Source organism: Alteribacillus sp. JSM 102045, assembly GCF_041949975.1.
Lineage (GTDB): Bacteria > Bacillota > Bacilli > Bacillales > Marinococcaceae > Alteribacillus.
This window is the reverse complement of record NZ_JBHFQG010000004.1, coordinates 37,191-61,738: the sequence shown is the minus strand read 5'-3', so window position 1 is coordinate 61,738 and position 24,548 is coordinate 37,191. Positions and strand designations below refer to the sequence as shown.

Annotated in this window: 24 protein-coding genes; 18 read left to right on the top strand and 6 right to left on the bottom strand. The window is 39.8% G+C overall.

From position 1 onward, the window contains the following. The first annotated feature begins 14 nt into the window (after positions 1 to 14). The 9 genes from ACE1TI_RS04135 (at position 15) to ACE1TI_RS04095 (ending at position 9,257) form a co-directional block, all read left to right on the top strand. Positions 15 to 575: an RDD family protein gene (locus tag ACE1TI_RS04135; RefSeq protein ID WP_375006317.1), complete on the top strand. Its 561-nt coding sequence runs from the start codon at positions 15 to 17 to the stop codon at positions 573 to 575. Positions 576 to 738: 163 nt separating this feature from the next. Then, positions 739 to 933: a hypothetical protein gene (locus tag ACE1TI_RS04130; protein WP_375006316.1), complete on the top strand. Its 195-nt coding sequence runs from the start codon at positions 739 to 741 to the stop codon at positions 931 to 933. Positions 934 to 1,286: 353 nt separating this feature from the next. Continuing rightward, complete coding sequence (locus ACE1TI_RS04125; RefSeq protein ID WP_375006315.1) at positions 1,287 to 1,967, top strand: DUF2953 domain-containing protein; 681 nt, start codon at positions 1,287 to 1,289, stop codon at positions 1,965 to 1,967. Then, positions 1,967 to 2,422: a GerW family sporulation protein gene (gene ytfJ, locus ACE1TI_RS04120; protein ID WP_375006314.1), complete on the top strand. Its 456-nt coding sequence runs from the start codon at positions 1,967 to 1,969 to the stop codon at positions 2,420 to 2,422. Before ACE1TI_RS04125 ends, ytfJ begins: the two co-directional genes overlap by 1 nt. Positions 2,423 to 2,579: 157 nt before the next feature. Next, positions 2,580 to 3,080 (top strand): thiol peroxidase, encoded by a 501-nt coding sequence (gene tpx / locus ACE1TI_RS04115; RefSeq protein WP_375006313.1) that lies wholly within the window; start codon positions 2,580 to 2,582, stop codon positions 3,078 to 3,080. Between the two features lie 161 nt (positions 3,081 to 3,241). Further along, entirely contained in the window at positions 3,242 to 4,234 is a 993-nt protein-coding gene (locus ACE1TI_RS04110; protein ID WP_375006312.1) for a class I SAM-dependent methyltransferase, read from the top strand. A gap of 274 nt (positions 4,235 to 4,508) precedes the next feature. Continuing rightward, entirely contained in the window at positions 4,509 to 5,696 is a 1,188-nt protein-coding gene (locus ACE1TI_RS04105; protein WP_375006311.1) for an acetate kinase, read from the top strand. A gap of 272 nt (positions 5,697 to 5,968) precedes the next feature. Further along, positions 5,969 to 8,431, top strand: a complete 2,463-nt coding sequence (locus ACE1TI_RS04100) for an AAA family ATPase (protein WP_375006310.1) — start codon at positions 5,969 to 5,971, stop codon at positions 8,429 to 8,431. Beyond that, a complete protein-coding gene (locus ACE1TI_RS04095) occupies positions 8,406 to 9,257 on the top strand; it encodes an EcsC family protein (protein WP_375006309.1) in 852 nt (283 codons plus the stop codon). The genes ACE1TI_RS04100 and ACE1TI_RS04095 overlap by 26 nt, the downstream gene beginning before the upstream one ends. A 22-nt stretch (positions 9,258 to 9,279) precedes the next feature. Here ACE1TI_RS04095 and ACE1TI_RS04090 read toward each other — a convergent pair whose 3' ends face one another. Further along, complete coding sequence (locus ACE1TI_RS04090) at positions 9,280 to 9,582, bottom strand: hypothetical protein (protein WP_375006308.1); 303 nt, start codon at positions 9,580 to 9,582, stop codon at positions 9,280 to 9,282. A gap of 313 nt (positions 9,583 to 9,895) precedes the next feature. On the opposite strand from ACE1TI_RS04090, the gene ACE1TI_RS04085 reads away from it, so the two are divergent. Together ACE1TI_RS04085 and argH are read left to right on the top strand one after the other, a co-directional pair. Further along, the gene (locus ACE1TI_RS04085; protein WP_375006307.1) at positions 9,896 to 11,101 is read left to right on the top strand and encodes an argininosuccinate synthase; all 1,206 of its coding nucleotides are present in this window, start codon (positions 9,896 to 9,898) and stop codon (positions 11,099 to 11,101) included. After that, on the top strand, positions 11,098 to 12,477 hold the full coding sequence (argH, locus tag ACE1TI_RS04080; RefSeq protein ID WP_375006306.1) for an argininosuccinate lyase: 1,380 nt from the start codon (positions 11,098 to 11,100) through the stop codon (positions 12,475 to 12,477). Before ACE1TI_RS04085 ends, argH begins: the two co-directional genes overlap by 4 nt. Before the next feature lie 43 nt (positions 12,478 to 12,520). Here the strand turns inward: argH and ACE1TI_RS04075 are convergent, their stop codons facing one another. Then, positions 12,521 to 12,955, bottom strand: coding sequence for a universal stress protein (locus tag ACE1TI_RS04075; protein WP_375006305.1), 435 nt, complete (start codon positions 12,953 to 12,955; stop codon positions 12,521 to 12,523). Between the two features lie 492 nt (positions 12,956 to 13,447). Here ACE1TI_RS04075 and ACE1TI_RS04070 point away from each other — a divergent pair, with 492 nt between their 5' ends. The 5 genes from ACE1TI_RS04070 (at position 13,448) to ACE1TI_RS04050 (ending at position 18,256) form a co-directional block, all read left to right on the top strand. Then, positions 13,448 to 14,206: an SDR family oxidoreductase gene (locus ACE1TI_RS04070; RefSeq protein WP_375006304.1), complete on the top strand. Its 759-nt coding sequence runs from the start codon at positions 13,448 to 13,450 to the stop codon at positions 14,204 to 14,206. A 52-nt stretch (positions 14,207 to 14,258) separates the two neighbouring features. Further along, the gene (locus ACE1TI_RS04065) at positions 14,259 to 14,636 is read left to right on the top strand and encodes a hypothetical protein (protein ID WP_375006303.1); all 378 of its coding nucleotides are present in this window, start codon (positions 14,259 to 14,261) and stop codon (positions 14,634 to 14,636) included. Between the two features lie 115 nt (positions 14,637 to 14,751). Continuing rightward, on the top strand, positions 14,752 to 15,867 hold the full coding sequence (gene ald, locus ACE1TI_RS04060; protein ID WP_375006302.1) for an alanine dehydrogenase: 1,116 nt from the start codon (positions 14,752 to 14,754) through the stop codon (positions 15,865 to 15,867). A 143-nt stretch (positions 15,868 to 16,010) separates the two neighbouring features. After that, entirely contained in the window at positions 16,011 to 16,697 is a 687-nt protein-coding gene (locus ACE1TI_RS04055; protein ID WP_375006301.1) for a metal-dependent hydrolase, read from the top strand. A gap of 248 nt (positions 16,698 to 16,945) precedes the next feature. Continuing rightward, positions 16,946 to 18,256 carry a DRTGG domain-containing protein gene (locus tag ACE1TI_RS04050; protein ID WP_375006300.1) on the top strand — a complete coding sequence of 437 codons (1,311 nt, stop codon included), beginning with the start codon at positions 16,946 to 16,948 and terminating at the stop codon, positions 18,254 to 18,256. 128 nt (positions 18,257 to 18,384) lie between these two features. Here the strand turns inward: ACE1TI_RS04050 and ACE1TI_RS04045 are convergent, their stop codons facing one another. Next, positions 18,385 to 18,696, bottom strand: a complete 312-nt coding sequence (locus ACE1TI_RS04045) for a YtpI family protein (protein WP_375006299.1) — start codon at positions 18,694 to 18,696, stop codon at positions 18,385 to 18,387. Positions 18,697 to 18,813: 117 nt separating this feature from the next. On the opposite strand from ACE1TI_RS04045, the gene ACE1TI_RS04040 reads away from it, so the two are divergent. Next, positions 18,814 to 19,776, top strand: a complete 963-nt coding sequence (locus tag ACE1TI_RS04040) for a DHH family phosphoesterase (RefSeq protein WP_375006298.1) — start codon at positions 18,814 to 18,816, stop codon at positions 19,774 to 19,776. Positions 19,777 to 19,831: 55 nt separating this feature from the next. On the opposite strand, the gene ACE1TI_RS04035 is transcribed toward ACE1TI_RS04040, so the two are convergent. The 3 genes from ACE1TI_RS04035 to ytrH all read right to left on the bottom strand — a co-directional run bounded on the left by ACE1TI_RS04035 (position 19,832) and on the right by ytrH (position 21,046). Continuing rightward, positions 19,832 to 20,041 (bottom strand): YtzJ family protein, encoded by a 210-nt coding sequence (locus ACE1TI_RS04035; RefSeq protein WP_375006297.1) that lies wholly within the window; start codon positions 20,039 to 20,041, stop codon positions 19,832 to 19,834. Between the two features lie 142 nt (positions 20,042 to 20,183). After that, positions 20,184 to 20,690 (bottom strand): sporulation membrane protein YtrI, encoded by a 507-nt coding sequence (ytrI, locus tag ACE1TI_RS04030; RefSeq protein WP_375006296.1) that lies wholly within the window; start codon positions 20,688 to 20,690, stop codon positions 20,184 to 20,186. Further along, the gene (ytrH, locus tag ACE1TI_RS04025; protein WP_375006295.1) at positions 20,687 to 21,046 is read right to left on the bottom strand and encodes a sporulation membrane protein YtrH; all 360 of its coding nucleotides are present in this window, start codon (positions 21,044 to 21,046) and stop codon (positions 20,687 to 20,689) included. Before ytrH ends, ytrI begins: the two co-directional genes overlap by 4 nt. Before the next feature lie 140 nt (positions 21,047 to 21,186). Here ytrH and dnaE point away from each other — a divergent pair, with 140 nt between their 5' ends. Then, positions 21,187 to 24,513, top strand: a complete 3,327-nt coding sequence (gene dnaE, locus ACE1TI_RS04020; RefSeq protein ID WP_375006294.1) for a DNA polymerase III subunit alpha — start codon at positions 21,187 to 21,189, stop codon at positions 24,511 to 24,513. The last annotated feature ends 35 nt before the right edge of the window (positions 24,514 to 24,548 follow it).

The window sequence follows — 24,548 nt, the reverse complement described above, 5'->3', positions numbered from 1 at the left end:
GAGGTGCACGGAAAATGGATAACAACTACCAAAACGAAGATATAAAGAATAATGAGCCCTCCTCACATACTGAACGGCAAAGTGAGGAATACCCAGGTGATGGACAATCAGTGCGGCCTTCCGGAAGAGATATAAAAAAGTATGCTATGTCTAGAAGATATGCAGGCTTTTGGATGAGGTTCTGGGCTTATCTTTTAGATTTGTTGATCGTGTTTAGTTTAAACGGCCTGATTCTCAGCCCTTTAATGTTCCTTGACAACCAGCCTGTAAATATACTCGGATTTTTCACATTGCAAGGGATTCTTAGTGCGATAACTTCTTATTTGTATTTTCTTTTTATGACAAAATGGTTAGGACAGACGCTTGGAAAAATGATCTTTGGTTTAAAAGTAGTGCACAAGGATGCAGCTCCGCTAACTTGGCCTGACCTATTATTTCGGGAAGTAGTAGGCCGATTTATTTACCGAAGCCTTGTGATTACAAATATTATTTATATTGTGGTTGGTTTTACAAATGAAAAACAGGGTATTCATGATATGTTTGGGGATACAAGAGTGATACATGTCGACAAATAAGTATTTAAGGGGATGTCTCGAAAGAAATGGGCATCCCCTTTCCTAATATAAGGATAACCAAATCTTCTTTTTACAGAAAACGTGCTAATGCCGTCGGCAAGCCAGGAACTTGAAGCCCGAGACAGGAAAAGAAAAGTGAAGTGGTCCCCAAGGAGGACTCTTGATGTTTGGAATCATTCGGGAAGCAAAGGAGCAACGGTCATCAAGAAGTGGGCATGGATCCCGTAGCGGGAGAAAGAAAGATAAAACGGTATTCAAGGAAAGCTCTTGGGACCAGGAACCGAAAGAAGCTAAGAGGATCGGTCATCAAGAAGGGACCTTGGAACTCGGAACAGGTGAAAGAAAAGCCGAACGGTAACCAAGAAAGATTGAAGTCCCAGTTACCTTCCTTTCGATAAAAAGACTGAATGTTACATCAACTAAAATATAATCGCTATTTATATTGAAAGTGGCAGATCCTGTTTGGAGAGGGTTCATATCAAGTTCTGCTGCAAACTATCTGAAAAACGTAATGGCACAGCCTGTCAAAAAGAGAAAACAAATCTAAACAGCCGGTCGAACTTTTTTTATACGACCGGCTGTTTTCTATGCAGGGGCTTTTGAGACCAGCTGGTTTTATTGCCTATTGACCGCTGCTGATACCTTCTTGTTTGACGAAGTGAATTTTTGGATATACTGGTAATCAACTACATAAAGACGGATGGATGATGTATGATTTGGTTTTTAGGTATTACAGTCGGGTTTGTGTTTTTAATTATTCTTATATCAATAACCCCGGTTGAGATTTCCTTTCAATTTAAAAGAAAAAGTAAAAAGCAGGATATAACAATAAAAATTACCGTCTGGTACTTCTTTTACAAAACGTTTCAAATCCCAATAGTTTCATTTGATGAAGAATCCGCTTCACTCGTTTTTAAAGAAAAATCAAAAGTTACAGGAGGAAAAGACACGGAAAAAGATATGAAGGCAACACCGGAGGAATTTAAAAATCAAATGGAAATGATTCAATTATGGTTGAAGCACATAGATGGATTCCGCCAAATATTATCGTCATTTCTAGGAAAAATAAAAATAATCGAATTCGACTGGAAAAGTGAAATCGGTACAGGAGATGCTGCCTGGACAGGGTTACTAACCGGAATGCTCTGGTCGGTCAAAAGCATGACAGCTGGAATTGCTTCGGCTGTATTTAAATGGAAATGTTCTCCACAAATGGAGATTGTGCCTAATTTTAAAAGTACCGCAGCTGATACCAGGTTATCATGTATGTTTTTTATGCGGATGGGGCATGCTATCATTGCCGGAATTCGTGTGATAAAGCATATGAATGGTAATGTGATTAAATTGTGGCAAAAGACGAAGGAAGAAAATAAAAACAAGGAGGCGTCTTGATGACTGACCATCCAATTGAAGGCCTAATGCGCACAGCGATGGAGAATTTGAAGGAAATGGTGGATGTAAACACAATTGTAGGCGACCCGGTAGAAACACCGGATGGCAGTGTGATTATGCCTGTTACAAGAGTAGGTTTCGGATTCGCCGCTGGTGGAAGTGAATTCATGAAAAACGGCAGCAACGATGCAGCTATTGATCATCCATTTGGCGGAGGCAGTGGTGGTGGAGTATCGATAACACCAATTGCTTTTCTTATCGTAAATTCCACGGGCGTAAAAATGGTTCACATGGACGAAAGTACACATCTTTATGAAAAACTGCTTGAATTCACCCCGCAAGTCGTAGATAAAATTCAAGACATGCTAAAAGGAAACGGAAACCAAAACAATAAAGGTAACAGCGGCCAAACTCCTCCGGACCAAACTCCTCCGGACCAAACTCCTCCAAGTTAAAGGAAATTATATACCCGTGCAGAAAATGTTATATCTGCCGGGTTTTATTTATTTCAAAACAGGAAAAATGAAATTATTGACGTTTGTTGTTTGAAAAGTGAAAAATAGAAGCGTACTATTGAAGTGTACATATTTTGAGGAAAGAGGAGGAAGTAATATGGCAGAAATTACTTTTAAAGGGAATCCCGTTACGCTGTTAGGTGAGGAAGTAAAGCCGGGAGACAAAGCTCCAGATTTTAAAGTGCTTGCTAATGATTTATCAGAGGTCACTTTAGAAGATTCGAAAGGAAATGTACGTCTTATAAGCGTGGTACCTTCTGTAGATACAGGGGTTTGTGACCAGCAGACCCGCCGCTTTAATGAAGAAGCAGCAAACCTGGAAGGTGTAGAAGTGCTTACTATCAGTGTCGACCTTCCATTCGCTCAAAAGAGATGGTGTGCAGCAGCAGGCATTGAAAATCTTCAAGTATTATCTGACCACCGCGATCTTTCCTTCGGTAAAAATTACGGAGTGGCAATTGAAGAGCTTCGTTTGTTAGCACGCTCCATTTTTGTTATTGACAGTAATGATGAAGTAACATACGCTGAATATGTTTCTGAAGCTACCAATCATCCAGACTATGAAGCGGCTGTGAACGCAGCAAAAGAAGCAAAATAAGAGCAGATTATTTAAACCACACGATTTTAACCCTGTTCCTTCATATGAGGAATGGGGTTTTTGTTGTCCTCTTCCCTTTATTTCTGCTATACTTTCGAAGGGAAAAGGCATGAAAACTCGAACAATAATAAGATAGATTATTGTGGAAAGGGCGATGTACCATGCAACCGGTAACCGAAGTGGAAAAGCTGCATGCATTAATTGATGACATGGCTGTTTCTATTCAAAATAATACAGAGATGACATACTTAGAAGCACTAGCTGAGACCGGAGAAAATATTTTTCAGCAGGCCGTTATCCAATCACTTCCTGATGAAGAAAAGAAACGCTTGGAAAAGAAAATGGCAGAAGAACTGCCTAATGAAATGAAAAAAGAAGAAATACGAAAAGCATTTCAACTTGCTGTCATAAAAGGAATGAAAGAAGCGGTCCAGCCACACCATGCGATGACTCCTGACGCGGTTGCCATGTTTATGGGATATCTCGTAAATAAATTAACTACCAAAAAAGAGTCATTAACACTGCTGGACCCTGCTGCAGGAACAGCCAACCTCTTGAGTGCTGTGTTTAATCAGCTGTCAAAAGAAAGTTTAGCTTATGGTGCAGAAGTAGATGAAACGCTTCTCAATATCGCTTACGTGCTTTCCAACCTGCAAGAGCATGACGTGGAATTATTTCATCAAGACAGCATTGAGCAGCTTGCGTCCCCGCCAGTTGACGTCGTCGTATCGGATCTTCCTGTAGGGTATTATCCAAAGGATGAAGTAGCTCAATCGTTTACCTTAAAGGCTGATAAGGGTCATTCTTATGTTCACCATTTATTGATTGAAAAGAGCATGAACCATTTGAAAGAAGGTGGTTTTTTAGTTCTGCTTATCCCTAACTTTATGTTTGAAAGTGAAGAAGCCCCCGCTCTGCATAAGTATGTTAAAGACGAAGCAGTAACACTTGGTCTCTTGCAGCTGCCTTCTTCGATGTTTAAATCGGAACAATTTGGAAAAAGCATATGGCTGCTCCAGAAAAAAGGGCCAGAAGTAGTTCAGCCGGGGCAGGCACTGCTTGCGGAGCTTCCATCATTTACTAAGCAGGACGCTCTTCTAGATATGGTGCAGCAATTGGACAAATGGTTTAAAGAACAAGGGTTTACTTCTTAAAGACCTCTGTAAACTGCAGGAGCGCAGACCAAGCTTGCGCTCGATCTTGAGGTCTTTAAGCATACTGCAAACGACACGTCCCTGGTTTAGGGACGGTTTTTTTATATGGCAGATCTAAGGAAACGCCTACATATCTGAATTTAATGAATGTATTGAATTCCATTGATATACCAAGGGTTTGCTTGCAATTGGCCAGGTCGGGTGTTTAAATAGAGAAGGTAAATGAACAACATAACAAGAAAAGTGTTAATTTATAGAAAAGGAGCATTTATTCATGGCGAAAATCATGGCTATTAATGCAGGCAGCTCATCTTTAAAATTTCAGCTTTTGAATATGCCTGACGAAGAAATTATTACGAAAGGTCTTGTGGAAAGAATCGGACTGGATGGCCCTAAAATTACGATAGAAGTAAATGGGGAAAAAGTAAGTGAAACTACGCCTATTCCAGACCATTCTATTGCGGTAAAAAAATTATTAGATGCTCTTACGGCCCATCAAATTATCGATTCTTTAGATGAGATTAACGGAATTGGACACCGTGTGGTTCATGGAGGAGAAAAATTCTCTGACTCTGTTTTAATAGATGATGAAGTTTTAGAGGGGATTGAAGAAGTAAGTGAACTCGCTCCGCTTCATAACCCTGCCAACATTGTGGGCATTAAAGCATTCAAAGAAATTCTCCCAAATGTGCCGGCTGTAGCAGTATTTGATACAGCATTTCATCAAACGATGCCAAAAGAAAAGTATTTATACAGCGTTCCTTATGAGTATTATGAGAAATATGGCATTCGCAAGTATGGATTTCACGGCACCTCTCATAAATATGTCAGCCAGCGTGCAGCTGAAATGCTGGAAAAGCCTAAAGAGGATCTAAAAATTATTTCCTGTCATATTGGAAACGGTGCTAGTATTACAGCGATAGACGGAGGAAAGTCTGTTGATACTTCGATGGGATTTACTCCACTAGCAGGGGTAACGATGGGCACCCGTTCAGGGAACATTGACCCTGCGCTCATTCCCTTCTTAATGGAAAAAACCGGTCAAACAGCGGATGAAATCATTTCTGTTTTAAATAAAGAAAGCGGCATGCTGGGATTAAGCGAGTTTTCAAGCGATCTTCGTGATATTGAAGAACAAGCAGAAGAGGGTAACGAAAAAGCCCAAACCGCTCTAGACATTTATACAACTAGAATTCATAAATATATTGGAACGTATGCAGCCAGCATGAATGGTTTAGACGCGATCGTTTTTACAGCAGGTGTAGGTGAAAATAGCACAACCATTCGCGAAAAAGTATGCAAAGGCCTTGAATTTATGGGTGTACAGTTTGATGAAAAGAAAAATGACGTGCGGGGAGAAGAATCTTTTATTAATAAAGAAGGTTCCCCGGTCAATATCCTAGTTGTTCCTACAAATGAAGAAGTAATGATTGCCCGGGATACCGTTCGTCTTGGACAGTAGAAATCACGCCTTTTCTTTTAACACGATGTGTTGGAAGGAAAGGCTTTTTTTACATTGTTAGAAAGTATAATTTTATTAGTGAACAGTAAAGTAAAACAACGGTTTTCACGTACAGGACATACTAATGCCGACGTTTCAAAAAGGTGTAACCTCTTTCGGTGGTTTCCTTTAAAAAACGATAGTACGAGATTTCTGAAACTACAAAAAAGGAGATTTGTCTTTATTCTCGAATACTTAGTAACAACCATAATAATAATGAATGGAGGTATGGAATGCGGACCGATTTAAAAGTAAACTTCGCCAACCTTGCAGAGCGGTGTGACCCTGGTATATTCTCGTTTGAAACAACAGCTGAGATTCCACAAGAAAACGAAGGAATTATCGGTCAGCACCGTGCCGTCAAAGCGATGGACTTTGGACTGAATGTAAGAAATGAAGGGCATCACCTGTTCTTAACCGGCCCCAGTGGAACTGGGAAAACCACATATGCCAAAAGAAAAACAAAAGAAGTTGCGATTAATAAAGAAACGCCCCCAGATTGGGTTTATACATATAACTTTCAAAATCGCGATAAACCTAAAGCTATTTCCATGCCAGCAGGAAAAGGGATTGCGTTTGCCAAGGATGTAGAGGAGCTCATGCAGGACATTGAAGATGAAATTGAGAAGGTTCTTACAGGCAAACCGTTTGAGCGAAAGAAAGTGGAGATGGCACAGCAGCATGAAGAAGAGATGAACGCAAAATGGAGAGACCTTGAAAAACAGGCACGGGATCAGGAATTTACCATTGAACGTACGCAGCAAGGGGTAGTAGCTATTCCCTTAAATGAAAAGGGAGAAGGACATAGTGACGAATCATTTAACCAGCTGCCCGATGAGATTAGAGAAAAAGTCATGAAAAAAAGCAAACAATTAACCAGACAAGTGAATGAAGTGCTGAGGCACCAGCAGACAGCGAAAAGAAAACTCCGCAAACAATTACGGAAAGCAGAAGAACAATTAGTGCATCAGTCTATTCATGGCTTTATTTCATCAGTAAAAGAAGATTATGAAGAATTTACAAGTGTTCTAAACTATTTAAATGAACTAGAACAGGATGTCATTAAGCATTGGAAACAGTTTCTACCGAAAAAAGAAGGAGAAGAAGAAGATTTAAACAGCATACTTCAAGTCTCAAGAGATATAAAACAAAGATATAAAGTGAATGTTTTAGTGGATCACAGCAAAACAAAAGGAGCACCAGTTCTTTATGAAATACATCCTTCTTATGCCAATCTATTTGGAAAAGTCGATTATAAAAATACATTCGGGTCTGTATTAACCGATTTTTCCATGATGAAAGCTGGCAGTCTTCATCTGACTAATGGGGGATATCTTATTCTAAACGCTGCAGATGTGTTGTCCCATCCTTATTCGTGGAAAGCATTAAAGCAGGTTTTAAAAACAGGGGAACTCCGGATGGAAAACTCCTATGAAGATACAGAAGTGTTCACCAAAAGTGTGATTAAACCCGAAGCGGTGCCGCTTCGAATGAAAGTAATATTAATTGGAACCCCGTCTTTGTACCAGCTTTTATATCGAGCAGATGAAGATTTTAAAAAACTTTTCAAAGTAAAAGTAGATTTTGATACGGACATGGAAAGAAACATCAAGCACCAATTGGAGTATGCTTCGTTCGTAGCTTCGTTTTGCAGAAAAGAAGAGCTCCACCACCTTACAAAAGAGGCACTGGCAAAAGTCATTGATTATAGTACAAGGCTGGCCAACAATAGAGGCAAGCTGTCTACCCGCTTTCATGAAGTGACCGAAATATTAATAGAGGCTAATTATTGGGCGGAAAAAGAAAACGAATCATACATCCAGGACCGTCATATCAGTCAGGCATTAAAAGAACGTTTCTTTCGTTCCAATCGAAGCGAACAGCGGTTATATGAAGCAATAGATGATGGCACAATTATGATTTCCACGGATGGAAAAGCAATCGGGCAGTTAAATGCCCTCGTCGTATCTCATACAGGAGAGTATTCATTTGGCCACCCTACAAGAGTTACAGCAAGAACTTATGTAGGGCGAAAAGGGATCGTAAACATTGATAGAGAGTCATTGTTAACGGGGTCTATACATACAAAAGGGCTTCATATTTTATCAGGTTATTTGCAGGCAGAATTTGCTCAAAATTACCCACTGCCTTTAGCTGCAAGTATAACATTTGAGCAATCTTATTACATGGTAGATGGAGACAGCGCCTCAAGCACGGAGCTATATGCATTATTATCATCCCTTGGACAAATCCCGCTCCGTCAGGATATAGCTGTCACCGGGTCTGTTAACCAATTTGGAGAAGTTCAATCTATTGGAGGAGTAAATGAGAAAATAGAAGGCTTTTTCTATGTGTGCCGTAAAAAAGGTTTGACAGCTACCCAGGGGGTTATAATCCCAAAGCAGAACGTAAAGCATTTGATGCTTCGAAATGAAGTCATTGAAGCAATTGAAAATAACCTTTTTCATATATGGGCCGTTTCTACGATTAAAGAAGGAATCGAAATTTTAACCGGTATGACAGCAGGAGAAAAAGACGATGATGGAAAATATCCGGAAGAGTCAGTATACGGAACGGTTCAGAGAAGAATCTTGAAAATGCTTAATACGTTATCACAACAAAAGTTTTTGGAAGATAAAATGGAGAATGAAAAGGAGGAAAGTTTTAAAGATGGCAACTTTGCCCCAGGAAAATAGGGCAGAACAACGATATAAGGAAATTATTCAATGGGAAAAGCAGCTCGCAGGAAACAAAAAAGCATACACACGCATGTTTGATAAAAGTTTAGAGAAAGTGCTTCATACATTTCCGTATAAACAGCGGAAATACTTGCTCAATGTAACAGATCGCTTTTTATTTTATGCACAGTCCTTCATCCTTCACTCCCGGTTTCATGAAGAAGCGGAACGACGAATTATTTTAGAGGCACGTATTTTTGATGAGGACATAACTTCCATTCACGATTTGAAAAAGCTGACTGCCGCCCAGCTTCAATTTATTCATTCACAGCTTATGGCAAAACAGCGAATATTGTCTCTAGGCCAAGGGGGAATGACGGGAATGGGAGGTCTTATTCTAAATATGAGTGATCTCCCAGCTGTTCTCCTGCTAAACTTAAGAACCGTACAAATCAGTGCTCTTTGCTATGGTTATGACTTAAGAAATCCTTCTGAGATGATGATAGCATTAAAAGTTTTTCATGGGGCTTCTCTGCCAAAAAACATGCAAAAGGAAGCGTGGATAAAGCTAGAACAAGAAGCCGCTCAAAAAGAACAAGAATTTCCGTGGTTTTATGAAGGGGAAGAAGAAATCATAGATACAGATTGGCTGCAGCAGCTGTTTCGCCAAGTATCTAAGCTTATTGTGCTGAAGATACTCCGGAAAAAGTTGATTCAGGGTGTGCCGTTAATTGGAATAGTAACAGGTGCAGCATGTAACTATCAATTAACCAAACAAATTTCTGAATGGGCAGGTTTTTTCTACGAAAAACGTTATTTAATCGAAAATATTAAATCTGAATAAAAGCTATTATATTTTCATTTATTTATTCTGTAACTTGCGGATGGGTCCGGTACCACAGCCAAAGGTCATTAATAATGGAAGCAAGTTCTGCGATCTCTTCATTTAATATACAGCATTTTTCAAATTCATCTTCGGTATCAAGCTGTACTTGTTTTTTGTTTATTTCCTTTTCAATGTCAGCAATTCTCTCTGGTATTTGTCCGCGGATATTTTCCCACTTTTCTAGAATGATATACTGATTTTCTTTGTCATAGGCTTCCCACTCTTTTTTAAGGATGGGAAGCTTTATTTGAAGACGCGGATCCCATAAAAATTTGCAGGACATATACATCTCTCCCTAAGTTTTTTCATATCATAATAGTAACAGATAAAAAGCGTCTCCTGCTTGAAATTTCACCCATTATGGACAAAGAAATGAAAGGCTTTTTTATTTATAAAAAATAAATTTTTATGCTTTTTTATGAATAAGTATTGCAAAATATAATAACCCTTGTTAAAGTAATTAATAACAACAAAACACACATAACCTATTGTTCAAAGGGTGAGGCAGACGCCTCTCATATTTTTGCAAAACGATGTATAAAAATAATAACTTCAGTATGAATATTCAATGCATGAAGGTGGAGGGAATTTATAAAATGGCAAAAAAGAAAGTAGTACTTGCATATTCCGGAGGGCTTGATACATCCGTTGCAATTCAGTGGTTAAGCGATAACGGCTATGATGTAGTAGCGGTAGGATTAGATGTAGGGGAAGGAAAAGATCTTGAATTTGTAAAAGAAAAGGCGCTTCAAGTTGGAGCCGTTCAATCTTACACCATTGACGCTAAAAGAGAATTTGCAGAAGAATTTGTTCTTCCGGCAATGCAGGCACATACTCTTTATGAACAGAAATACCCGCTTGTATCCGCACTCTCCAGACCTCTTATTTCTAAAAAGCTGGTAGAGATTGCAGAACAAACAAACGCTGATGCTGTGGCACACGGCTGCACAGGAAAAGGAAATGACCAGGTTCGTTTTGAAGTTTCCATTCAAGCTCTAAATCCGGATCTTGAAGTACTGGCACCGGTGAGAGAGTGGGGCTGGTCTAGAGAAGAAGAGATTGAGTATGCGAAAAAGCATGAGATTCCAATTCCGATTGATCTTGATAATCCTTATTCTGTGGACCAAAACCTTTGGGGAAGAAGTAATGAGTGCGGTGTGCTTGAAGATCCATGGGCTACCCCTCCAGAAGGTGCGTATGACCTGACTAATCCAATTGAAAAAACTCCGGATGAGCCGGATATGATTGAAATAGAATTTAAACAAGGAAAACCAGTTGCCTTAAATGGAACGCCTTATGAGCTGGATGACCTTATTTTGGAATTAAATGCTGTAGCCGGTAAGCACGGTGTAGGAAGAATCGACCATGTGGAAAACAGAATGGTTGGTATTAAGTCAAGAGAAGTATACGAATGCCCGGGCGCTATGACATTAATCAAAGCGCACAAAGAACTGGAAGATTTAACTCTTCCAAAAGAAGTAGCGCATTTCAAACCAGTTATTGAGAAGAAACTATCAGAAGTAATCTATGAAGGCCTCTGGTTTTCTCAAATCAGAACTGCGTTAGAAGCTTTTTTAAAGGAAACACAGCAGAATGTTTCCGGTCTCGTAAGAGTGAAGCTCTTTAAAGGCAATGTGATTATTGAAGGAAGAAAATCTGAGCTTTCTCTTTATAATGAAAAACTTGCAACGTATACACCGGAGGATGAATTTAACCAAAACGCTGCAGTAGGCTTTATCGAGCTTTGGGGACTGCCGACAAAAGTTCACAGCATGGTAAATAAGAAAGGTGTAAACGTATGACGAAACTGTGGGGCGGAAGATTTACAAAAAGTGCGGAAGAATGGGTGGATGCCTTTGGGGCATCCATCCCTTTTGATAAAGAGCTTGTAGAAGAAGATATTACCGGGAGCTTGGCGCATGTAAAAATGCTGGCTGCCTGTGATATTATTACAAAAGAAGAAGCAGAAACCATTACCAAAGGTTTAAAAACAATACGAAAAAAAGCGCAGAATAATGAACTGGAGTACTCTGTGCAAAATGAAGATATTCACTTAAATATAGAAAAGTTTCTAACAGATGAAGTTGGGCCGGTTGGTGGAAAGCTGCACACGGGAAGAAGCAGAAATGACCAGGTTGCAACGGATATGCATCTTTACTTAAGGAAACATACGAAAGAAATCATGGTAGTTATTAAACAAATGCAGCTAGCTTTATTAGGACAAGCTGAAGCTCATGTTGAAACGATTATACCTGGGTATACTCATCTGCAGCGGGCTCAGCCGGTTTCTTTTGCTCATCATCTGCTTGCTTATTTCTGGATGTTAGATCGTGATTACACTCGTCTGGAAGACAGTTTAAAACGTTTAAATATTTCTCCACTTGGAGCTGGAGCTCTTGCTGGAACTACTTTTCCCATAGACCGACATTATACAGCGGAGCTTTTAGAGTTTGATGGTATTTATGAAAACAGCCTCGATGCGGTAAGTGACCGCGATTTCATTCTGGAGTTTATGAGCGCTGCTTCTATGATTATGATGCATCTTTCTCGTCTGGCAGAAGAGTTCATCCTCTGGTCGAGCCAGGAATTTCAATTTATTGAACTCGATGATGCGTTTGCAACCGGAAGTAGTATCATGCCGCAAAAGAAAAATCCAGATATGGCAGAATTAATCCGCGGCAAAACGGGCAGGGTGTATGGAAATTTATTTTCTCTTTTAACTTTGCTTAAAGGACTTCCGCTTGCTTACAATAAAGACATGCAGGAAGATAAAGAGGGCATGTTTGATACGGTTACTACAGTCAAGGGTTCAGTCAAAATATTTACTGGCATGATTGAATCAATGAAAGTGAATACAGATGTGATGGAAAAGGAAACACACTCCGATTTTTCAAATGCGACAGAGCTAGCTGACTATTTAGCATCAAAAGGGATGCCTTTTAGAGAGGCTCATGAAGTGGTTGGGAAATTAGTGCTCCTTTGTATTCAAAAAGGAATTTATTTGCTTGACCTTCCTCTAGAAGAATATCAACAGGCAAGTGATTTGTTTGAAGATGATATATATGAGGTACTAAAGCCTTCCACTGTGGTGAAAAGAAGAAACAGTGCTGGAGGAACCGGATTTGAACAGGTGAAAAAAGCAATTGCGCTTGGACAGGAAAAGTTCAAACAAAAATAAAAGAGGAGCAGGCAGGGTTAAATCCTGTCTGCTCCTTTTAATCTTATGAGCGTACAATCATTACATCGCATTTGGCTTGTCTTGCAATAGCTTCTGAAACACTTCCAATCAGCATTCGTTCTACTGCATTTAAACCGGTAGCACCTGTAATAATTAAATCTGCTTCATATCGCTTAGCAATATCTTTAGGAATTTTAACTTTAGGGGAACCAAAATCTATGACAGTAATTACTTCTTCAACACCAGCTTGATTCGCTTCATCTTTGTATTGTTCCAGGAGTTCCTGTCCGTAGTTTTCCGCGCGTGATACAATCGTTCTGTCATATTGTTCGATTGTAGCAAACGTACGGGTGTCGATGATATGCGCAATAATCAGCTTGGCATTGTTTTCACTGGCAATGGAAGCTGCTTTTGTAAAAGCGCGCTTTGCTTCATCCGAACCATCTACTGCGACAAGAATGTTATTATACTTTGGCATTTTACAATACCCCCTCTGTATAATACTGCTGTTTATATTATGATTATATCATGAAAAGGCATACATTAGGTGTAATGAAAATCACACAAAATAAATAAATCGTGAGTAATTTTGACAATTTCAATATTATTTTTCCCAATTAAAGGAAACAGCAAACATGATATATTTTTACGGAGCTGCGAATTCATAGTATGATGGAATTATTAAAAAGGGCATATCCACGTCTTTCTTACTCTGTTAATATAGGTGAACAGTATAAGGAAACAACGCACAGTACCTAATGCCGCCGTTGCCACAGAACGTACTTCCACACGATGTGGCGACTTCTGCTTGCGAACTCGTCACCAAAAACGCCACGTCCTGTGGCATTGGCGACATTAGCACGTCCTGTGCGTCGATGTTCGCGAACTTAGCAGAAGTTCCTTTAACTTAGGCGGTTTCCTGTATAAGGTGATAAGCCGAGTTTTTCTAATGGATGAAGGAGGATTTTGCATGCGTCATGCAATAGTTACGGCAGGAACAAAGGGATTAGGAAAAAAAGTAACAGAACGTTTTTTACATAAAGGATATTCCGTAACGGTCAGTTACCGAAATAATTTACAGGCAGTAAAAAAAATGAAAGAAACATATCAGGATGCGGAGGAACGCCTTCAGTTTATTCAAGCCGATGTCACAAGACCGGAAGACTTAAAGCACCTGGCCGCTGAAGCTTATAATAAATTCGGCAGAATCGATATACTTGTAAATAACGCCGGGCCTTATATATTTGAACGAAAAAAGCTAATGGATTACACCGAAGACGAATGGAATGAAATGGTGAGCGGCAATTTGTCTTCGATGTTTTATTTGCTGCAGGCTGTTATTCCGGTAATGAGGGAGCAGCGTTTCGGCCGGATTGTCACATATGGGTTTCAAGGAGCGCAAGAGGCGCCGGCATGGATTTACAGATCAGCCTATGCGGCTGCAAAAACAGGACTTGTTTCCTTAACAAAAACGGTTTCCATAGAGGAAGCGGAAAACGGAATCACAGTTAATATGGTTTGTCCAGGTGTTATTACAGAAGATTATAAAGAATCATCTATACAAGCTGCAAAGTCGGTAAAGGATGAAACGACCCCGGTTGGCCGGCCTGCAACGGGTGAAGATATCGCCCGGACGATTACTTTTTTATGTGAAGAAAATTCCGATATGATTACTGGTTCTGTTATTGAAGTAACAGGCGGAGTAGATGTATTACACAAGCGGAGATGAACCATGAATAAAATATCCTAATAATTGGCACCTTAATTGTGAGGTGATGATGTTGAAGATATCGCTTGCTTTTTTGGTTGTATTGTTAAGTCTTTCTTTTTCTGCTCCTATGGCCGAAGCACAAGCATTAAGCGAAATTTTTCTCTTTAAAGCGACAGCTGAAACTGAAGATGGTGTTTATCATTGGGAATATAACAGTCCAAATGATTTTGAATACCATGTGGAAGGAAAAGCTTTTCATGGAGAAGAAGCAAAAGATAAAGTCGAATCTGTATACAGTTCAGCAAAAGTTAATAAAAATGTGACAGATGAGGAATTAGCTGAATCGTTTATTAACAATGGGTGTGAAGGACTGACCCGTTTAGATGTAAGATGGCAGGATGAAAACGGTGATTTATATACATGGTTATGGCAGGAAGAAAATCAATAAGAATTGTTTGAAGCGCAGGAGCCCCGTACTTCCTGTGCTTTTTCTTCTTGTATAAACATATGAAAAAGGAAAGGGTATAAAAGGAATAAGGAAAAAAGAGGGAAGGAGAATGCTTATGAAAATTGGAGTACCGAGGGAGGTCAAAAATAACGAAAACCGAGTCGCTCTCACTCCAGGAGGCGTATTACAATTTAAAGAAAAAAATCACGAGGTGTTAGTTGAAAGAGGAGCTGGCATGGGGTCAGGTTTCACGGACAAAGAGTATGAAACTGCTGGGGCTGTCATGGTTGATACTCCTCATGAAGCGTGGGCGCAGGATATGGTCATAAAGGTTAAGGAACCGGTTCCTGAAGAGTATGTTTTCTTCAGGGAAAGACTGATACTGTTTACGTATTTACACCTTGCTCCTCTGCCAGGACTGACCAAAGCACTCTTAGATAAAAAAGTGACAGCCATTGCTTATGAGACCGTTCAGCTTCCAGACGGCTCACTACCTTTGTTAACACCAATGAGCGAAGTGGCGGGGAGAATGGCTGCCCAAATGGGAGCGCAATTTTTAGAAAAAACAAAAGGCGGTAAAGGAATTCTTTTATCAGGGGTCCCTGGAGTAAAACGAGGAAAGGTTACCATTATTGGAGGAGGCACTGCTGGAACAAATGCAGCTAAGATTGCTTCTGGACTTGGAGCAGATGTAACTATTCTTGATGTAAACCCTGCTCGTCTAAGGGAATTGGATGATGTTTTCGGAAAAGACATTCATACTATGATTTCAAACCCGGTGACGATTGCAGAAGCCGTGCAGGAGTCGGACCTAGTGATTGGAGCAGTTCTTATTCCAGGCGCAAAAGCACCAAAGCTGGTATCAGAAAACATGGTAAAAAATATGGACCCAGGCTCGGTGCTCGTGGATGTTGCCATCGACCAGGGCGGTATCTTTGAAACAACAGACAAAATAACAACGCATGACGATCCTGTTTACACAAAACACGATGTTCTGCATTATGCGGTAGCAAACATGCCGGGAGCGGTTCCGCGTACGTCTACGCTCGCTTTAACAAACGTTACTGTACCTTATGCCCTTGCTATAGCCAATAAAGGAGCACAAAAAGCTTGCAAAGAAGATAACGCCTTGTTTATGGGAGTGAACACAATAGACAGCCATCTAGTATATAAAGCTATTGCTGATGCTCAAGAGCTGCCTTATACAAATCTAAAAGATATATTGATCTAACCCTTTAATTTTTGTTTTCTCTCATTTTTTAAGTTTATTACAGCAGCAGAAAAGGAATAAGAAAAAATGGCGCGAAAATTTATGTAGAGAGATGTGTCTTTTAAGTACATCTCGTCAAGAAAACTAAGGGAGGGTACGGCAGAATGAAAATAAGTTATCATGGACATTCTGTAGTTAACGTTGAAACTAATGGAAAAAACATTTTAATTGACCCTTTTATCACAGGCAATGAATTGTGCGACCTCGAAGCAGATAAGGTGAAGCCGGATGTCATTCTATTAACACACGGTCATAATGATCATGTAGGTGATACAGTAGAAATTGCAAAGCGTAATCGTTCACTGGTTGTTGCTCCGTTTGAACTTGCTACTTATTTAGGGTGGAAAGGTTTAGAAACCCACCCAATGCATATTGGCGGGGCATATACCTTTGATTTCGGCCGCGTGAAATTAACCCAAGCTTTTCACGGCTCTTCTTATACAGAAGAAGAAAATGAGAAAATTGTTTATACCGGCATGCCTGCAGGGATTATTTTTGAGGCAGAAGGTAAAACAGTTTATCATATGGGAGACACTGGGCTGTTTTCTGATATGAAGCTGATTGGAGAGCGAAACAACATTGATCTGTTGTTTGTTCCTATCGGAGATAACTTCACAATGGGACCTGAAGACGCTAAACAGGCGGTACAGTGGATTGATCCAGGATATACTGTTCCAATCCATTACAACACTTTCCCGCCAATTAAACAGGATGGGGAGGCGTTTGTGGATTCCATATCTCCAATAAAAGGAAAAGCCCTTGAGGCCGGGGAATCTATCGACTTGTCTTAACACAATTTTATTAAGAAAAAAGCTGTTCCAAAGTTATTATCTAAGACTTGGAACAGCTTTTTTATTAATACCTTTTTTTCATTGCTCATCCGCTATAAATAATAGCGCTTACAATATTGTTTTACCGGAAAAATTCCCTTTCTGAACATACATTCATTCTTGCTTTGCTGTAAGCTGAATCGTATAATGGGATATAATACAGGAATTTATTTGTAATGGTACAGTTCGTTAGAAAAGAGGTGGAAGGAATGGCTACAAAGCATGAACAAATTCTTCAATATATTACTGAGCTTGGGGTCGGAGAAAAAATATCGGTACGGCGGATAGCAAAAGCGCTGGAAGTCAGTGAAGGAACCGCTTATCGTGCTATAAAAGAAGCTGAAAATCAGGGGCTTGTCAGCACGATAGAGCGTGTAGGAACGATTCGTATAGAAAAGAAACAAAAAGACAATATTGAAAAGCTCACATATGCGGAAGTGGTTAATATTGTAGAAGGCCAGGTTCTCGGCGGCAGGAACGGTCTTCATAAAACATTAAACCGCTTTGTTATCGGAGCCATGAAACTAGAAGCGATGATGCGTTATGTAGAAGCGGGCAACCTTTTAATTGTCGGCAACCGCTACCAAGTTCACAAGCTTGCACTGGAAGCAGGTGCAGCTGTTCTCATTACGGGTGGTTTTGATACGAACGAAAATGTTATTGCTCTGGCTGATGAGCTGGGACTCCCTGTTATTACCACTAGCTATGACACTTTTACTGTTGCAACGATGATCAACAGAGCAATTTATGACCAGCTTATAAAAAAGGAAATCGTGCTCGTAAATGATATTTTAATTCCTTTGCAGGATACCTATTTCATGACCACGGAAAACACGGTCGATAAGTGGCACCAAATGAATCAGCGGACTGGACACAGCCGTTACCCAGTCATTGATTCGGATATGAAAGTCCAGGGTATGGTTGCGGCCAAAGACGTTTTAGGTGTTCAAATGCAAACTCCAATTGAAAAAGTAATGACTAAAAACCCTATTACGGTAAATGAACGAACTTCCGTTGCTTCGGTAGCTCATGTCATGGTATGGGAAGGAATTGAGCTGCTTCCTGTTATCGATGAACAGCGCCATCTTCTGGGAGTAATCAGCCGGCAGGATGTGTTAAAAGCATTGCAGATGACACAGCGGCAGCCTCATGTCGGGGAAACACTGGATGATTTAGTTACTGGCCGTTTTCATGAAATAGGAAGCGGCTCAGAATACAACTACCAATGTGAAGTAACACCGCAAATGACAAATCAGCTTGGAATGATTTCCTACGGAGTACTTACCACCCTTGTTACCGAAACAGGCAGCAGGCTGTTAAAACAATACAAACGAGGAGATCTCGTTGTAGAGAATATCACCCTGTATTTCATAAAACCAGTTCAAATAGAAAGTACTATAGATATGAAAGGGAAATTGCTGGAGGTTGGACGGAAACACGGGAAAGTAGATGTGGAGTTATACCACGAAGGCGAAATTGTCGGAAAAGCTCTGCTCATGGCTCAGCTGCTTGACCGTTAACTCAACGAAGACCAAGTGCTAATAATTGTTCGGAAACGTTAACCCAGGAATCAGCGCAATACGACATGCCTTTATGGATAAAAAAGCCATCCCTTGACTTGCTTGCGGGACGGCACACCTTAGGAAAATTATGCATTTATACGTTGTTCTTCAGCTTCTTTTATGGCATATGGCAAGTATATTTTGTATGCACGATATCCGAGGATAATATTCGCTGTGCCGAGCACTAAAAAGACTGATCCTATAACCGTATCTACAGTTCCTCGGCTAGTATATAATAAATTGCCTCCAAAGCCTGCCATAAAAGCACCAAGGCTTATGTTGGCTTTTGTTTGAATCCATCTTTTTTCAGCAGGTGCTTTTGTGCGTATGGATTTTATTTTGTAAAAGGCATACATGGCCAGTCCAACAACAAGTATGATAATAAATGTTTGTGTCATTTTTTCCTCCTGAAGAGTAATTGATCAATGCTGATTTTATTGTACTCGGAAAAGAAAATAGAAGCAAATACTAAAAAGCCTTTACTAATCAACTAAGTATTTAGAAAGGAAGGTAAGATGAAACAAGAAATTATTGAAGCGATCGAAGCCTTTGAAACGATTTATATATATCGTCATGAAAAACCAGATCCAGATGCGATTGGTTCTCAAGCTGGCCTTGGAGCCCTGATTCAAAGCAACTATCCAGAGAAAAAAGTGGTTCTAAAAGGAGAAGAAGAAGAATCACTCCGTTTTTTGGCCCGAATGAACCCGCATACCGAAAAGCAAAAAGAAATAGAAGATAGTCTCGTTATAATCTGTGACACTGCCAATACGGAACGTATAGACGGAGAAGGCTGGGACAGAGGAAAAAAAACTATAAAAATTGACCACCATCCAGAAGTAGATCCGTATGGGGATCTGATGTGGGTGAAAACAGAAGCCAGCTCTACATGTGAAATGCTGGTGGAGCTGGTATTAAAAGGCAGGGAATCTTTTCAGTGGGAGTTGACGACCGAAGCAGCGAGGCTGCTTTATGCTGGAATTGTCGGTGACACAGGCCGTTTTCAATTCTCTAATACGACACCGCAAACGTTACGTCTTGCTGCAGAAGTGCTCCAATACGACTTTGATACAACTGAATTGTTTACCCGTTTTTATGAAAACAAGGAGACGCTTGTTCGATTAAAAGGGAGGGTGCTCCAAGACTTTCAGCTGACTGATAACGGACTGGGCATCATGTATATAACGAAAAATATGCTAGATAAGTATGGGGTCACCGTTAATGAATCATCTGCTGTAATCAATTCTTTTTCAGATACAGCAGGTTTAAAAGCATGGGTTTTCTTTGTAGAAGATGAGGAAAATAACAATTACAGAGTAAGGCTCCGTTCAAAAGGGCCGGTTATAAATGATGTGGCGTCCAAACACAATGGTGGAGGCCATCCCATGGCAGCAGGAGCAAAAGCGCAAGATAAAAAAGAAACAGAAGATATAATTGAAGAGCTTGAAGCTCTTTGTGAAAGCTACTCTTTTGACTAAAATACCCCGGGCTGCTTGGGCAGTCCGGGGCTTGTTAGATCGTATAGAGACTTCCTTATTCCTTTTTATTCGTTGGAATAAACCAGGATCCCAAATCAGTCTTGTCTTCATACACGTCAATATTCTGCTTATCAAGTTCTTTTCTAATCATATCGGTGACTTCTTGTGATTCAGCGAAAGCTGAGTATCCAGCTTTAATCTTTTCTACTTTTTGAAGAGCCAGTTCTTTCCGGTTCATTACCATTTCTTTACCTGTCATATCCATTAGTGTGCACCTCCTCAAAGTGAATGGCTGTATGAAGAAGGATTGCCTATAAATAAGAAGAGATATACTTTTTATATATTATACCGGATTTTTTCAGCTTTGTATTGTATGATTATAAAAAATTCAAAAAATAGTTATTTGATTAAGAATCTGGCAGGGTAATTTTTACATGAAGCTCAAGGCTGGTATATATATACATTTCTTCTATATGAAGGCGGTACTCATGGTCGCCGACCTCATATGTTTTGTTTTCAACAGCTTTTTTTATAAGCTCTTTACCTTCTACCACACTTTCAATGTTTTTGTTTTTAAGAAATTTTACTTCATCTTCTACTTGCTGTTTTAATTCATATAGTGCTAATTCATTTAAACGGAGTTTGTTTTCATTTGTAAATTTGATTTTGGTTTCTTGAATGGTTAATTTTTGCTCATTTTCTTCATTTCTTTTTCTTTCTTCGCTTCGTAATATATCAATTTGCTCTTTTTGGTTTTCAATTTGAATACGCTTTTTATTTATTTCAATAACCAATTCTTCATGTACGGCACCAAATTGAAAAAGAAAAAAAGCCCAGCCGCCTAGTGCTCCCATCGCTATTCCGGCAAAAAATCGCTGCCATCCTGGACGGCGGTAATAAGGTGGTATTCTCATGGAGAAATCTGCTCCTGAGTGATCCATTGAATAAGAAGTGTTCCTGCATTTGCTCCTCCTAATGCTGCGCACATCATTGCAATCGTTTTATATATATCAGCATGAGTACCATAAAAAAGGCCGCGTTCCAGTGATGTAATTGCATCAAAGGTGCCGCCAATCGCAGCGACCAGTGCCCAAATCTTTAAGCTGGCAGCCAAATCATGAATGGTAGAAAGCGGGGGTTTACCAATCAATAAAGCTCCCATGCCGCCTATAATAGATCCACCGATAATAACACCAAATGCTACAAAGAAGTCCATAATCAGGGTTCCCGCGAATTCACGACTGATCACTGATCTTCCCCCCTTCTTCATCTATTACTAAGGACAACTTCTCTTATTAAATATAAGAAAAGAAGATGGGTTATATGCTTGTTTTCATCGGAAAAGCTATTCATACTTATAAGAAAAGCATTTATGCTGGAAAGAACGGAAGGTAAAAAGGAGACACTGCTATGGAGTTTGTCCATTTACATGTACATACGGAATACAGTTTGCTAGAGAGTACAGCAAGAATCCAAACGTTGGTTAACAAAGCAGCTGAATATAAAATGCCTGCTCTTGCTATTACGGATAAGAACAATATGCATGGGGTAATTCCATTTTACAAACAATGTATGAAAAAAAATATAAAACCGCTTATCGGCTTGGAATTGTGGATGAAAGGCATAGAATTAGAAGACGATTATCCAATTGTTTTTCTAGCTGAAAATAATAAAGGATATCGTTCTCTGCTTCAGTTGTCAACAATGAAACAGACAGAAAGAAGCCTCAGCTTCCAGGCTGCTGCAGAAGCAATAACAGACTGTGTTATTATATTGCCTTATGCAGATAGTGAAGCGGCTGATTTAATACGTAAAGGCGAGTTCATATTGGCAGAAAAGGTCCTCACTCATTACATGAAGACTTTTGGTAAAGAGCAGGTATATCTGGAAAAACAGCCCGTCTCTGGAGAATTTGAAGTGAAAAAGGTTTGGGAGCATTTATCCGAAGAATGTAACCTTCCATTTACAGCAGGAAATAACGTTCACATGGCAGACGATGAAGAAAAAGAAGGGCTGCATGCATTACAAGCTATTTCCGAAGGTGGTGCGTTAAAAGAAATAAAAACTCGTCCGGACAACTTTGCTGGCAGCTTTTTAGACGGAGCAGCTATGAAAAAAGCATTAAATGGAGATGTGCCCTCACTTTTGAAAACGGCTGAAATTGCAGATAAATGCAACGTTATAATAGATTTTGACCAAACTCTGCTGCCCAAATTTCCTCTTTCCGGGAACCGGACGCCAGAAGAAGAATTAAAAAAGCTGTGTGAACAAGGAGCACAGTATAGATATGAAGAAATAACAGACAAAGTCAAGGAGCGTTTGCAATATGAGCTTCAGGTCATACACCGGATGGGCTTTGATGATTACTTTTTAATCGTTGCTGATTTTGTGAAGTATGCTCGTAACCAGGGAATACTAGTAGGGCCAGGAAGAGGGTCAGCTGCAGGATCTTTGGTTTCCTACGTCCTTGAAATAACAGATGTAGATCCATTAAAACATGATTTATTATTTGAACGTTTTTTAAATCCGGAACGAGTGACTATGCCTGATATTGATATTGACTTTCCAGATTACCGCCGTGATGAAGTCATTAAATATGTAGCCGAAAAATATGGAAAAGAGCGGGTAGCTCAAATTGTTACATTCGGTACTTTTGGGGCCCGCGCTGCTATTAGAGATGTCGGCCGTATTATGGAAGCACCGCAAGCTTTAATTGACCGGATAGCTTCTTTTATTCCTCAGGAATCAGGCATAACCTTAAAAACTGCTTACAAAGCAGATCCGTCTTTTCAAGATTTAGTTCATCGTGAACCGCAGGCAGCCGCAATGCTGAAGCTGGCCTTAAAAATAGAAGGATTACCGCGTCATACTTCTGTTCATGCAGCAGGCGTAGTAATGAGTGAAAATCCTCTAACCGAGCATGTACCGCTTATGCACAAAGGAGATGAACTTTTACTTACTCAATATCCTATGGATGAACTGGAGGATATTGGACTTTTAAAGATGGACTTTCTCGGTTTGAGAAACTTAAGTCTGCTGGAACGTATAACATGTGCTGTGAAAATGAAAGAAGATACGTCTATTCATTTAAGAGAATTATCAACCGATGACTCGAAAACCTATACGATGCTTTCTAAGGGCGACACAACCGGTGTCTTTCAACTGGAATCAGCAGGAATGAGACAGGCTCTACAACAAATAAAGCCAACTGCATTTGAAGACATAGCTGCAGTAAATGCTCTTTACAGGCCGGGACCGATGGAAAATATATCAGTATATGCAAAAAGAAAACACGGGCACTCTGAGCCGGAGTACCCGCATGAGAAACTAAAACACATATTAGCTCCAACATATGGTGTCATTGTCTATCAAGAACAAATCATGCAAATCGCTTCTGAGATGGCTGGTTATTCTTTTGGAGAAGCAGACTTACTGCGGCGTGCCGTCAGCAAAAAAAATAGAAACATTTTAGAAACAGAACGGGAACGGTTTACAGCTGGAGCGAAACACCTTGGTTATACGGAGGATGAATCTTCAAAAGTATATGATTTGATCGTTCGATTTGCCGACTATGGTTTCAATCGCTCTCATGCAGTAGCCTACAGCTTTATTGCTTATCAGCTTGCCTATTTAAAAGCTCACTATCCATCCTATTTTTACGCCGCTTTGTTATCAATGAACATGAACAGTCCGGCAAAAATGGCTGTTTATTTAAGAGAAGCCAAACAGAAAGAATTAGTAATCTGTCCGCCTTCTGTGCAGCGAAGTGAAGCAGGATTTCATGCAGAAGGCAATCACATTTATTTTGGGCTGCTTGCAATCAAACAAGTAAACATCAATCTAGTCCGTTCTATTTTAGAAGAAAGAAAAAACGGAACTTTTCAAGGTATGATTGATTTTATTGTTAGGATGGATCCAAAAGCAATAAACAGGAGGGCTCTGGAATCCTTAATCAAAGCAGGAGCTCTTGATGATTGCGGCCATCATCGTGCGGAAATGCTTGCTTCCATTGACAGAGCTATAGAATTTGCGGAATTTCAAAAAGATCTTGGCGGTCTTATTGCAGAAGGCGATTATGATTTTCGTTTCGTACAGACCGAACCATTTTCAGAAAATGAAAGTTTTGAAGCAGAAAAAGAAGCTACCGGCTTTTATTTAAGCGGGCATCCGCTGGACCGTTATAAAAAAATAATGGCCCCGTTTCAGCCTGTTTCATTATCCAGCAGCTTTCCTGTCTCCCGTCATAAAATATGGGCCGCAGGAATAGTAGAGGAGATAAAACAAGTTCGTACAAAAAATGGCCAGGCCATGGCATTTCTTGTTATTACGGATGGAACAGCAGATATAGAGGTTGTGATTTTCCCAGATGTTTATAGAAAAACAAGAAATATCCTGATAGAACAAACACCTGTAATAATTGGAGGCCGTACAGATAAAAAGAGCCATAAAAAAAAGCTTATCGCTGACCAGATAATAAATCTAGAAGATTTGTTATCTCAATCCAGACGAATATTATTTCTGAAAATAAAAAAACAAAAAAACGAAAAAATAACCGCTAACAAAGTAAAAAAAATTTTGGGGGAATATCCAGGCGGAGTTCAAGTATGTCTGGTTTATGAAAAAGAGCACAGAGTGATTCAGTTAGCTGACCGGTTTCGAACAGATGGGTCGGAACGCTGTTTAACTGAACTAAAGAAAATACTGGGAGAAGAATTTGTTGTGTTAAAAGAAGCATAGAGGGTGAACAAGTTATTTTCATCTGTTATAATAAG

What these genes read in the sequence shown, in the direction of transcription:
- argH (WP_375006306.1), top strand. Translation starts at nt 11,098, where the DNA reads ATGACGAAACTGTGGGGCGGAAGATTTACAAAAAGTGCGGAAGAATGG.
- ACE1TI_RS04100 (WP_375006310.1), top strand. Translation starts at nt 5,969, where the DNA reads ATGCGGACCGATTTAAAAGTAAACTTCGCCAACCTTGCAGAGCGGTGT.
- ACE1TI_RS04110 (WP_375006312.1), top strand. Translation starts at nt 3,242, where the DNA reads ATGCAACCGGTAACCGAAGTGGAAAAGCTGCATGCATTAATTGATGAC.
- ACE1TI_RS04105 (WP_375006311.1), top strand. Translation starts at nt 4,509, where the DNA reads ATGGCGAAAATCATGGCTATTAATGCAGGCAGCTCATCTTTAAAATTT.
- ACE1TI_RS04045 (WP_375006299.1), bottom strand. Translation starts at nt 18,696, where the DNA reads ATGACACAAACATTTATTATCATACTTGTTGTTGGACTGGCCATGTAT.
- ytrI (WP_375006296.1), bottom strand. Translation starts at nt 20,690, where the DNA reads ATGAGAATACCACCTTATTACCGCCGTCCAGGATGGCAGCGATTTTTT.
- ACE1TI_RS04130 (WP_375006316.1), top strand. Translation starts at nt 739, where the DNA reads ATGTTTGGAATCATTCGGGAAGCAAAGGAGCAACGGTCATCAAGAAGT.
- dnaE (WP_375006294.1), top strand. Translation starts at nt 21,187, where the DNA reads ATGGAGTTTGTCCATTTACATGTACATACGGAATACAGTTTGCTAGAG.
- ACE1TI_RS04075 (WP_375006305.1), bottom strand. Translation starts at nt 12,955, where the DNA reads ATGCCAAAGTATAATAACATTCTTGTCGCAGTAGATGGTTCGGATGAA.
- tpx (WP_375006313.1), top strand. Translation starts at nt 2,580, where the DNA reads ATGGCAGAAATTACTTTTAAAGGGAATCCCGTTACGCTGTTAGGTGAG.
- ald (WP_375006302.1), top strand. Translation starts at nt 14,752, where the DNA reads ATGAAAATTGGAGTACCGAGGGAGGTCAAAAATAACGAAAACCGAGTC.
- ACE1TI_RS04135 (WP_375006317.1), top strand. Translation starts at nt 15, where the DNA reads ATGGATAACAACTACCAAAACGAAGATATAAAGAATAATGAGCCCTCC.
- ytrH (WP_375006295.1), bottom strand. Translation starts at nt 21,046, where the DNA reads ATGAAGAAGGGGGGAAGATCAGTGATCAGTCGTGAATTCGCGGGAACC.
- ACE1TI_RS04050 (WP_375006300.1), top strand. Translation starts at nt 16,946, where the DNA reads ATGGCTACAAAGCATGAACAAATTCTTCAATATATTACTGAGCTTGGG.
- ACE1TI_RS04125 (WP_375006315.1), top strand. Translation starts at nt 1,287, where the DNA reads ATGATTTGGTTTTTAGGTATTACAGTCGGGTTTGTGTTTTTAATTATT.
- ACE1TI_RS04095 (WP_375006309.1), top strand. Translation starts at nt 8,406, where the DNA reads ATGGCAACTTTGCCCCAGGAAAATAGGGCAGAACAACGATATAAGGAA.
- ACE1TI_RS04055 (WP_375006301.1), top strand. Translation starts at nt 16,011, where the DNA reads ATGAAAATAAGTTATCATGGACATTCTGTAGTTAACGTTGAAACTAAT.
- ACE1TI_RS04035 (WP_375006297.1), bottom strand. Translation starts at nt 20,041, where the DNA reads ATGGATATGACAGGTAAAGAAATGGTAATGAACCGGAAAGAACTGGCT.
- ACE1TI_RS04085 (WP_375006307.1), top strand. Translation starts at nt 9,896, where the DNA reads ATGGCAAAAAAGAAAGTAGTACTTGCATATTCCGGAGGGCTTGATACA.
- ACE1TI_RS04090 (WP_375006308.1), bottom strand. Translation starts at nt 9,582, where the DNA reads ATGTCCTGCAAATTTTTATGGGATCCGCGTCTTCAAATAAAGCTTCCC.
- ACE1TI_RS04040 (WP_375006298.1), top strand. Translation starts at nt 18,814, where the DNA reads ATGAAACAAGAAATTATTGAAGCGATCGAAGCCTTTGAAACGATTTAT.
- ytfJ (WP_375006314.1), top strand. Translation starts at nt 1,967, where the DNA reads ATGACTGACCATCCAATTGAAGGCCTAATGCGCACAGCGATGGAGAAT.
- ACE1TI_RS04070 (WP_375006304.1), top strand. Translation starts at nt 13,448, where the DNA reads ATGCGTCATGCAATAGTTACGGCAGGAACAAAGGGATTAGGAAAAAAA.